13 protein-coding genes are annotated in these 10395 nt (G+C 44.4%); 2 read left to right on the top strand and 11 right to left on the bottom strand.

What is annotated here, in order from left to right; genetic code table 11:
* The coding region (locus tag LZ11_RS11705) for an IS30 family transposase (protein ID WP_148868046.1) at positions 1-262 on the top strand (262 nt) is incomplete at its 5' end.
* Between the two features lie 105 nt (positions 263-367).
* Here the strand turns inward: LZ11_RS11705 and LZ11_RS11700 are convergent.
* From LZ11_RS11700 to LZ11_RS11665, 8 genes are all read right to left on the bottom strand, one after another.
* Positions 368-1267, bottom strand: coding sequence for a patatin-like phospholipase family protein (locus LZ11_RS11700; protein ID WP_246110813.1), 900 nt, complete (start codon positions 1265-1267; stop codon positions 368-370).
* A gap of 134 nt (positions 1268-1401) precedes the next feature.
* The gene (locus LZ11_RS11695) at positions 1402-2346 is read right to left on the bottom strand and encodes a thiamine pyrophosphate-dependent enzyme (RefSeq protein ID WP_148868045.1); all 945 of its coding nucleotides are present in this window, start codon (positions 2344-2346) and stop codon (positions 1402-1404) included.
* An 11-nt stretch (positions 2347-2357) separates the two neighbouring features.
* A complete protein-coding gene (gene porA / locus LZ11_RS11690) occupies positions 2358-3539 on the bottom strand; it encodes a pyruvate ferredoxin oxidoreductase (RefSeq protein WP_148868044.1) in 1182 nt (393 codons plus the stop codon).
* The gene (locus LZ11_RS11685) at positions 3529-3906 is read right to left on the bottom strand and encodes a 4Fe-4S binding protein (RefSeq protein ID WP_148868043.1); all 378 of its coding nucleotides are present in this window, start codon (positions 3904-3906) and stop codon (positions 3529-3531) included. The genes porA and LZ11_RS11685 overlap by 11 nt, the downstream gene beginning before the upstream one ends.
* Positions 3903-4481, bottom strand: coding sequence for a 2-oxoacid:acceptor oxidoreductase subunit gamma family protein (locus LZ11_RS11680; RefSeq protein ID WP_148868042.1), 579 nt, complete (start codon positions 4479-4481; stop codon positions 3903-3905). The genes LZ11_RS11685 and LZ11_RS11680 overlap by 4 nt, the downstream gene beginning before the upstream one ends.
* Before the next feature lie 246 nt (positions 4482-4727).
* A complete protein-coding gene (locus LZ11_RS11675; RefSeq protein ID WP_148868041.1) occupies positions 4728-4994 on the bottom strand; it encodes a pro-sigmaK processing inhibitor BofA family protein in 267 nt (88 codons plus the stop codon).
* 34 nt (positions 4995-5028) lie between these two features.
* Positions 5029-5301, bottom strand: a complete 273-nt coding sequence (locus LZ11_RS11670) for a DUF2508 family protein (protein ID WP_222927264.1) — start codon at positions 5299-5301, stop codon at positions 5029-5031.
* 65 nt (positions 5302-5366) lie between these two features.
* The gene (locus tag LZ11_RS11665; protein ID WP_148868040.1) at positions 5367-5804 is read right to left on the bottom strand and encodes a hypothetical protein; all 438 of its coding nucleotides are present in this window, start codon (positions 5802-5804) and stop codon (positions 5367-5369) included.
* A 149-nt stretch (positions 5805-5953) separates the two neighbouring features.
* On the opposite strand from LZ11_RS11665, the gene LZ11_RS11660 reads away from it, so the two are divergent.
* Positions 5954-6544, top strand: coding sequence for a LysE family transporter (locus tag LZ11_RS11660; protein ID WP_148868039.1), 591 nt, complete (start codon positions 5954-5956; stop codon positions 6542-6544).
* 107 nt (positions 6545-6651) lie between these two features.
* On the opposite strand, the gene LZ11_RS11655 is transcribed toward LZ11_RS11660, so the two are convergent.
* The 3 genes from LZ11_RS11655 to LZ11_RS11645 all read right to left on the bottom strand — a co-directional run.
* Positions 6652-7419, bottom strand: coding sequence for a copper amine oxidase N-terminal domain-containing protein (locus LZ11_RS11655; RefSeq protein WP_170240382.1), 768 nt, complete (start codon positions 7417-7419; stop codon positions 6652-6654).
* 242 nt (positions 7420-7661) lie between these two features.
* Positions 7662-8969 carry a DUF4830 domain-containing protein gene (locus tag LZ11_RS11650; protein ID WP_148868047.1) on the bottom strand — a complete coding sequence of 436 codons (1308 nt, stop codon included), beginning with the start codon at positions 8967-8969 and terminating at the stop codon, positions 7662-7664.
* A 1084-nt stretch (positions 8970-10053) separates the two neighbouring features.
* Positions 10054-10395 (bottom strand): ATP-binding protein (locus tag LZ11_RS11645; protein ID WP_170240381.1); only part of this gene is annotated, 342 nt, incomplete at its 5' end.

The following is a 10395-nucleotide window of genomic DNA, read 5'->3' as shown; positions in this document are numbered from 1 at the left end:
CAATTTGAATGTCCACAGAATTGATATTTATTATGCTCATCCCTACTCTGCCTGGGAACGGGCCACCAATGAGCGGCACAATGGCCTAATCAGGCGGTTAATTCCTAAGGGAACAGCTATCAAGGAATTATCTTTTTCACAAATCGAACGGGTGCAATATTGGTGTAATACTCTGCCCAGAAAAATCCTGGGCTACCGGCAACCAGCAGAACTCTTTTTCCGGGAAATAGAGCGACTAACTTACGAACTTCAGCCTTCATGATTGAAAAACCCAACATCATTCGGGTTTCCAAAAAATGTGTCGCATTTAATATTGCATTTTACGGTCGCATTTAATTTTACAATTAACCCTTTTTTTTTGTTAAATTTAAGTGTAAAGAAACTTCTTGATTTCCTGCATAATACTGCTTCCAAAGTTCTCCCCGAACTTTATCAATTCGGGTATCCTGTAAAAATCCCCGTAACCTACCCCCTGCACCTGCGGGTAGACGTAAAAGGCCGGGTATTCCTTTTGTATATGGTAGGCAAGCTCGCGGCCCATTATCTCCACCGACGCCATAAGTATATCCACCATCGAATCCACCCGGCGCCTGCCGGTATTCTGCCCCAGGTCCACCGCCAGGATTTTGCAGGCACCCTGATGAAAAAGCACGTCCACAGGCACATTGTCCTTGATGCCGCCGTCCACCAGCTTTCTGCCGGCCACCTGCTTGGGCACGAAGATGCCGGGAAGCGAAATGCTGGCCCTGACAGCGGCGGAAACCGGGGCGTCACTTATGAAAACCGTGTTTCTCATGCCACGAAACGGGATATTTTTTCGGGGGCAGAAGACCACGGTCTCACCCGTCTCTATGTCCACACTTACCACCGAGAGAGGTACTTTAAGGTCGTTGAAGGTCCTCCCTCTGAAGAGCCCGTCCAGCCACTTTTCTATTTTATTGCCCTTGAAAAGCCCCTCGGGCCATTTCCCCATGACCATGGGCCGCCGGGTCCAGAAGCGGTACAGCAAAGCCAGAACAGCCGCCAGCGGAAAGGCAGGATCCAGTATATTCCAGGGCTTCATGGAACTAACTCGGCTCGCAAACCAGTCGATATCGACGTCGCAGGCGTAAAAGGCTGCAGCGATGCTGCCGGCGCTGGTACCTGCCAGGATATCCGGGTAAAGGCCGTTTTCCTTGAGGGCTTTCAAAATTCCCAGGTGCACAGCTCCCCTCAGCCCGCCTCCGCTGAGTACCAATCCGAACCTGTACCTGTCTTTAAAAATCATATTCCCCCCTCCCTCCGTTTAAAAAATTCTTCTTCCGTATTATAATATTGGTTTCGCCGCAGAAAAGCTATTATATGAGGATTTTGCTATGACAAAAAAATCCCCCGCGGATCATCCGCGAGGGATCGGTTGCTTTATCTCGGAGGAAGTTCCGGGGTTTCCCCGCACCGCTCCAGGAGCGCAAGCCACCTGCTGTCGACTTCTTCCTGTATGGCTTTTATGAGGTGCTCGTTGCCGGGTTTGAAAAGGTGCCTGAATCTGCCCTGGGGTTTAAGGAACTCCTCGACGGGGACGTACTTCTTTGGCTTGTAGTTCAGCTTCCACTTGCCGTTTTCCACTTCGTAAAGCGGCCAGAATCTGGTCTCAACGGCGAGTTTCGTTATCTGCACAATATCCGGCGTATTGTAGCGCCAGCCGCGCGGGCAGGGCGACAACACGTTGAGGAACGCAGGCCCTTCGACTTCTATAGCTTTCTTTGCCTTTTTGTGCACGTCCTGCCAGTTATTTATGGCCGTCTGGGCCGCATAGGAAATGTTGTGGGCCGCCATGATGGCGGTCAGGTCCTTCCTCGGCTGCTGCTTGCCGGGGATGACCTTGCCGGCCGGGCTCGTAGTGGTATCGGCTCCAGTCGGTGTGGCGCTGGAGCGCTGAATACCGGTGTTCATGTAAGCCCCGTTGTCAAGGCAGACGTAAACTATATTGTGTCCCCTTTCCATGGCGCCGGAAAGCGACTGCAGTCCGATGTCGTAAGTTCCACCGTCGCCGCCGAAGGCAATGAACTTGAAGTCCCTGTCTATCTTGCCCCTCTTCTTTAAAGCCCTGTAAGCCGCCTCTACGCCGCTGATAGTAGCTCCGGCGTTTTCAAAGGCGTTGTGGATGAAGGAGCAGTTCCAGGCCGTATACGGATAAATGGTGCTGGCCACTTCGAGACAGCCCGTGGCGCAGCCCACGACCACATTGGCGTCCTCCACCGCGTTCAATATCATCCTTACTGAAATGCCGTGGCCGCATCCGGCGCAGAGCCTGTGGCCTCCGACAAATCTCTCTTCAACCCTGGAGAGCTCTTTCAATGTCGCCATTTTGACACCTCCTATTCCCTAAGGCCCAGGTATTTGACGGTCTCATCGACCCTGCCGGTCTTCCTGATGTTCTCCAGTTCTTCAAATACCTGTGCCACATGTTCCAGCCTCAGGTCCCTTCCGCCGAGGCCGTATACGTAGTTGACCACCTTTATATCGTTCTTCAGGTCGTAAAGCACGTTTCTGATATCGGCAAAAATGGGGCCGCCGCAGGTTGAGAAGGTTTCGGCTCTATCCAGCACCGCTACGGCTTTTACACCCTTTAATGCTTCCCGGATTTCGTCCTGCGGGAAAGGCCTGTAGACCCTGGGCTTTAATACGCCGGCTTTTACGCCGTTCGCCCTGAGTTCGTCGGCAACGCCCTTGGCGGTACCGGCCGCCGAGTTGAGCACCACTACCGCCACGTCGGCATCGTCCAGTTTATAGGATTCTATGAGGCCGTATTCCCTGCCGGAAATCCTGCCGAATTCCTTACCGATTTCCCTTATAACTTCCTTGGCCGCTTTCATGGCTTCCACCTGCTGGCGCTTGTGCTCGAAGTAAAAGTCGTACATGTCAAAGTTGCCTATGGAAATGGGGTTTTCGGCGTCCAGCAGGTAATCTTCGGGCACGTATGTGCCTACGAAGTTCCTCACAGTCTCGTCGTCGAGCACTTCCAGCACGTCCATGGCGTGACTGGTGATGAACCCGTCCATGTTGACCATTACCGGCAGGCGCACGTCGGAATGCTCGGCTATGCGCACCGCCTGGATCATATTGTCGTAAGCCTCCTGGGCGTTCTCGGAGAAGAGCTGTATAACGCCGGAATCCCTGAGGCCCATGGCGTCGCTGTGGTCGCAGTGAATGTTGATGGGGCCGCTCAGGGCGCGGTTGACCACCGGGAACACGATGGGCAGCCTCATCGAAGCAGCGATGTAGACCACCTCGAACATCAGCGCCAGACCCTGGCTGGAGGTGGCGGTCATAGCCCTGGCTCCGCCGGCGGCGGCGCCTATGGCGGCGCTCATGGCGCTGTGCTCGCTTTCAACGGCTACGAATTCGGTATCCACTTCTCCGTTGGCCACGAAGGAAGAAAATATCTGTACTATTTCGGTCTGGGGGGTTATAGGGTACGCGGCCACCACGTCGGGGTTTATCTGCTTCATGGCCTGGGCAACCGCTTCATTCCCGGTAAGCGCCACCTTACTCTTCATCCTTGTTCGCCTCCTTCACCTTCTTGATTTCGTCCTCGGGGACCATGTCTATGGCGTTGACGGGACACACCTTGGCGCAGATACCGCATCCCTTGCAGTGCTTGTAGTCAAAGGTTTCAAACTTGCCCCCTTTGGCTATGACGGAAGCATCGGGGCAGTACCTCCAGCACATAAGGCAGTGTATGCACCTTTCCTTGTTCCACACGGGTCTTATGGATCTCCAGTCACCGGTCTCGTAGGTGTTGGCGTTACCCGGTTCGTAGATGTTGCCCGCGCGGGTCAGTTCGTGCCACTTCATGTCGGGGCGCACGGCTTTGGTCCTGGTGCCGGTGCCAAAATTTCTGTTAAAGGGGTTGTACGGCGTCATTCCGCGTTCACCTCCCGGTAAGCCCTCTCTATGGCCTTCAGGTTACCCTCGATTACCTCGGGCTTGGACTTAAACTTTTTGGAAAGCTGTTCCCTCATATGGGTCATAAACTGGTCGAAGGGTATGATGCCCGTCGCCCTGATAAAAGCTCCCATCATGGGAGTGTTGGGAATGGCTCTTCCTATGGTCTCCAGCGATATCTGGTTGGCATCCAGCGTGTAGATCTTGCCGCTCTTGATGCCCAGCATCTCCCTCACTTCCGCGGGAGTCTTGGTGGTGTTGATGATGTAGATACCGTCTTCCGGCACCCCCTCGGTCACATTTGCCTTTCCTATCAGGGTGGGGTCGAGCACGATTACAATATTGGGGTTTATCACGTTGGAGTGGATGTAAATAGGTTCGTCGCTGATTCTGTTAAAAGCCTGGATAGGAGCCCCCATCCTTTCGGGCCCGTACTCCGGAAAGCCCTGGACATACTTGCCCATTTCGGCTACCGATTCGGCCAGCATAAGAGCCGCCGTCTTTGCCCCCTGGCCGCCTCTGGCATGCCAGCGGATTTCCAGCACTTTTGCCATAGAATTTCCTCCCTTCCAAAATAACAAAAATCTGTTATAATACATTAAACTGCATATATGTTCTGTTGTAATACAACTTGTTTTAGAATATATAACAGGTGGAAAAAACGTTGTGATGAGCGGATGACATCGATTAATACAGTAAACTCTATTAAAGTATAACAGAGGAAAGAATGGTAGTCAAGCGAATTTTCTTGCAATAAAAAAGCCCTTCCGAACGAAGGGCGCGGCAGTCACGGTCGGCAATCACAGTATATTTTTCAGTATTATAAGAAGTATTATTCCCGGAACACCGAGAAACCCTACGGTAAGGGCGGTTAACGGGTTGACGGCTATGTGGAGTCCCACATAGCCCCCTATAAAATTTAGCAGCAACAGGATTATTCCGCCTATGACGGCGTTATAAATCAGCTGTAGCACGAATTTTATCGGCCCGAGCAAAACCCTTCCTATCACGTAAAGCATTATAAGGCCGAAGGCATAGGCCGCTATTGCGCCTATATCGAGCTGCACAAAACTCACCCCTCCGGGCTTTTTGTACATTTTATTACGAGTTTCTGGAGGTTATTCCCTGCTCCCTGGCTTTTTTCAAAAGGTAAATGTACTTCCTCCTGGCCGCCTCCATGGTGTATATGGCATGATCCACCAGGTCGGGGTCCGTAACGCTCTGGAAGTACCTTTCAGCCGAAACCAGTTCCCGGTGCGCTTTCTCAACTTCGTCGCTCAGCGAAAACTCCGCAGGCTTTATGGTGCCCTCTTCCTCCTCCATTAGAAAAGATGAGATTTCCGCCAGTAACCGGGCTATCGCCTCTTTCTTCACGACCCATCACCTCTTTTGAAATTTTAACCAGTTTTATCAGTTTTATTCAGGTGATGGGCCACCGGTTATTTTTTTATGTTTCTGTTATAGTAAGTTTTGAAGGCCAAAACATCATCGTATAAGTCCGTTTTAAATATTATAACATTTATTGTTATTATAATAACGGCCGGGATTATCAAGTATAAAGCCCCACCGAAAGCATCCAAAACATTTAACATTCGCAGCAGGATTAAAATCAAATACACGGGTAATAATCCAAATACAAATATATAAACCATCGATAAAAGAAACATGGTTATTCTAAATGCTATTCTGTTGCCCTTATAATATAAAAATATGTTAATCAGAACCAGCCCAAAAATAACGACGTGTTTTATTAAATTACCGGTGTCATAAGAAGCAAAATCGATAATTAAACTTACAATTAAAAGAAAAGTCAAAATAACTATGCCGGCATTTACGATTTTTCTTCCCCTATCGACCTGTTCTTTGCTAAAGAACATTATCTATTCCTCCTAAAAGCACTACTGAAATAAATCACGCGGGTATAAATTTTTCAGGAGCAGCGGAAAGGAATTGGCCCACTCCTGGCGAAATATATTCCTCTGATGATCTACAGGAGAAAGATTTCTTATATCAAGGAGGTAAAAAAATGCCTAATCTAACTGCATTCCTGTCCTACGTATTTGTAACTACTTTCACTCCCGGGCCCAACAACATTATGGCTATGACCAACGGAAACCAATTTGGATTTAAGAAAGCACTTAACTTTATTTTAGGTGTTACCACAGGCTTTGCCATAATCATGTTGCTGTGTAATTATCTCAACCTGTTATTGTTTAATTTAATGCCCAAAGTTGGAGTATTAATGAAATTGCTCGGCTCAATCTATATTATTTATCTGGCTGTTAAAATACTGAAAAGCACCTCTGATGAAAACGGTTCTCCCAGTGACAATATGAGCACATTCCTAACCGGAATTACCATGCAGTTTGTCAATCCAAAAGTAATATTATACGGAATAACCGTAACTTCAAATTTTATAATACCATATTATAAATCCAATATAACACTTTTCCTGTTCTCCATTTTCCTCGCTTTTGTGGGCTTTTTGTCAACCTGTTGCTGGGCGCTTTTCGGCGCTGTTTTCCAAAAGTTTTTAAGCGAGTACAGAAAAGCCTTCAATATATTGATGGCATTGCTCCTCATCTACAGTGCGATTTCTATTTTAGATATATTTTAAATTATTTTACCTCTGCCGCAGTTCTCATTCAATAAATAGGGTAACGGGCTATTACGAAAGATAAAAAAGAGCACTATTGCGCAATAGTGCTTTTCATTAATTGGCGTTTAAGGCAGATCCCCCACTAAAAAATTTATTCCTTCTAAATATGAATCTCTGTCGTAAACGCCTACTATCAATATTTTATAAGTTTCTCTATCTACAAAAAAGGAAACGGGTATCAATTCGTTGATCGAGATGTCTTTATCCCTGTTTCTGTAAAAATCCGTCGCAAAGGTAAGTGACTGTCCTCCCACCGTATCCATCACGGCAACCAGTTTATTTTGGGGGATGATTTCGCCCGATGTGTTTTTAATTATACACTTGACTTCTGCGGAATAACGCCCCTTTTTATACTCGACTTTGGTTATGGTTACGGATGGCTTTATAAAACTGCTTCCCTTTTTAACGTATATGACCGTCCTTGTATCGCCGTCCCACATTATGCTATCTCCCGTTACTTTAGAAAAGTCCCTCAGCGGTATAAAATAGCGATTCTCCATCAACAGCAGCGGAACGTCAAAAACTTTATCACCTGCAGTTATTGTTTTCGTGGAAGTATTTAATATCATCTTCTCCTGCTCGTTATATATCGTTATGCTGTCGTCATCTTTCTTCCAATGGACCTGATACCCCAGAATATCAAAAATCAACCTTAAAGGCAAATATGTTTTCCCATCTTTAATAAACGGCCTCTGATCTGTGTATGGAAATATATACCTGGGGATGTTTTCTAACAGCTTGGGTTCGCTGCTTTTAAAAGGTCCATAATCCACATAGGGGCCCGCATAAAGCAGCTTAATATCGTCGTCATAGCTTATATCGTCTGCTTTCATTGCCGGCTGGAAAACAAATAGGCTGCTGTGCAGGTCCGATAAATGAACTATTTTGTATCCATCAAAAGCATCGGGCAAATCAGGAGATTTAACAATGATTTCAGTAACAGTTATAAGGTTGTTCTCATAATACAAAAATACTAATGCACAAATACACAAAATAATAATAATAAAATATTTCATATGCATTAGATTTCCAAGCAATTATCTCAACTCCATCTTTATCTTTTATTTCATATCAATCACGGCCCAGTCCCAACGCCATCTATCCTCCAGCCGCTTTTTTCAGACTCTTTCTTCAGTATAACAAATCTTGTTTTGATTCCATCATCGTCTGTTATTATTTTTTTGAAATCAAAATAAACTTTAACTGCATATTCCAACACCCCCGGCTTAGTCTGAAGCCCATCTGATATCTCCAGCAACTTTGCCCTATTAATGTTATAGTCCATATTATCCTCGGCTTTATTGAAAAGGTATTGGTTATCCATATTAATTGATAAAAGCTCCGATAAATGTTTCCTTGTCATACATGCCCATAACATTTTTACGTTGTTTTTGTCTAATGCCTTGAAATACTCTCTAATAATCTCCTTTGGTTCCATTTTGGATAACTTGATTTCCGATTCATCCTCATAATCGATATAATCTTCAATCCACTCATTCCATTCCTTACCGGTAATGTCCTTTAAACTCTTTCTATCGAGAGAACATGCAAAAGAATTATGTCTTCCAGCATCGATGTATGCTCCAATAATCTCATCATTATATTTAAGAACAATCCCTCTCGCATCTTCCCTTGGTTTCAAAAATTCAGGCAGTGGTTCCCTCAACCTGTAAATCTCTACTACTACTTCCTTTCCGAGATAACCGGTAAAATCAAGCCCAATTTGCCTGGAAAGTTCATTATTGTAAGCCCAGTATATTTTTACCGGATATTCTCCTGCCTTATGTTTAAGATTTTCAGGTAATTTTTCTTTCAAAGTGTTTATTTTATAGTCAACAGTCCAGTTATACTTACCAAATAGTTGTATTACCCGCTGTTCAACGTTCGTATCGGGATTTTTATACTCTCTTAAATCCTGGATATATCTAAAAAAACTGTAATCAGGCTCAAGCTTTCTCCCATCTTCCTCCATGTACCCTACCTCATCGAGAGTATCGTATGCGAAAGTAATCTCCTTTTTGCTGCCATCAGTTCCAACAAAAATCAACTTATTATTTTTTCGGGCCATTCCACTCATATCGCTTATTTTTGATTCATCTTTTAACGGTTTGCTTTCCTTTATCATTGCCATAATGTCATTTATCATTTTACCGTCTGTAATGGTTATCTCATGCCGGTAAGGATCATTATTAAGGATAAGTTCAATTCTTGGAATAATATCCTCGGTATTTTTCGCAGTTCCCCGCGTCTCAACTACAACCTTATCTTTTCGTGTCTCTTGCTCTAAAGAAATTTGACTTTCTTGCACCTTATTACATCCTGCCGAAAAAATTATTATTGTTATCAATAAAAGCATTAAAAATTTCCTGTACAACTTATACACCTCTTTAAACATATCATCTTCCTCTATTCATTGTCTCTTAAATGAGTCGCATCCGCCATACCTCAAGAGAATTAGCCGTTACGATAGGCTTGTCTTTCTTCGGTTCTTTCATAAGGTTCAGCTTTGATTAGCTCAGTGGCCTGGACCCTTTTTTACACAATATACGGACGTAACTAAGTTTATAGTCCGCCACTTAAATAGGATAAGATATTGAAGTTTCTAAGTGCTAGTACTATGAATATTACTGGTGGCAGCGTCTTTAAATATTGATGTTTACTTGATGGTAAAATACAAAACAGTAAAAGAGCAGCACAAAGGTCAAAAAAATGGCCTGGCGAAAACGTGTAAAGAAAACTGTATCCTTCTGCCGCCAATAAACCAATAGGGAGAGCAGCACATAATGCTGCAATGCAACCTTTTCCTCTGCTAAACCAAACCAAATAAGCCGCCAGTGAAGATACTAAAGCAATTAATCCCCAACGAATAAAATAGTATATTGGAAAAAAACCAAATAATTTCATTGAATAGATATAGTAAGTAAGTAGCATTCCAACAAAAAAGCAAAAACATGTATTGCCCCTGCTTTGGGTGTTCTGCTCCAAGCAGAAATAATAGTAGCCGCAAAAACCCATATTCCAATTCTGGAACTTATATTACCAATTATATTATAAAACTCCCAATCGTATCATTAGAAGGTCTAGTATCAACATATTTTGCTATAAAACCAGAAAAGATTCCCAAAATCAAAAAACAATATAATTCGGATTGCTTTTTGCTTAATATTCAGCACAGTGTTATCCTTCGCTCTAATTCCATTGAAAAAACCTGTTTCGGTCATGTAAAGCATTCTCCTTTACTAAATTAATATAAACTTTAACTTATTATCATTATACATTAAATTCTATATTTTAAAATATCATTATCGTCCTTTATGTTTTAATCATTATTCCGTTTTACTTGAAACAACGAAATAACCCCTATTTTAAGCCTAAAATATTTCCTATTTTCCTTTCCTGTCAATAGCGGATTTAAATTGACCCATTTTCAGCGATTTTAAATTGACCCACCCTGGCTTTTTTTAAATTTAAGCATTATTATGTTGGTTACCATACAACCCGGTCTTTAGCCTGTCCTTTAGGCGGTAGCTGTTGCCCCTTATGTTGATTATGTGGGCATGGTGTAATAGTCTATCCAACACTGCAGTAGCAAGTACAGGGTCTCCCATGAGCTCCCCCCATTCTCCAAAGCCTTTGTTGCTGGTAAGTATTATGCTCCCCTTTTCATAACGGGCACTTATTAGCTGGAAAAAGAGGTTCGAGCCAAGGCCATCTAATGGAAGATAGCCTACTTCATCGATTACAAGGAGCTTGGGCCTAGTGTAGATCCTCATTCGCCTTTCTAACCGGCTTTCTTTATATGCCTTTTT

The sequence above is a fragment of the Thermosediminibacter litoriperuensis genome (assembly GCF_008124715.1).
GTDB classification, from domain to species: domain Bacteria; phylum Bacillota; class Thermosediminibacteria; order Thermosediminibacterales; family Thermosediminibacteraceae; genus Thermosediminibacter; species Thermosediminibacter litoriperuensis.
Note: the sequence above shows the minus strand (reverse complement) of the source record. Positions and strands in the feature narration are given on the sequence as shown.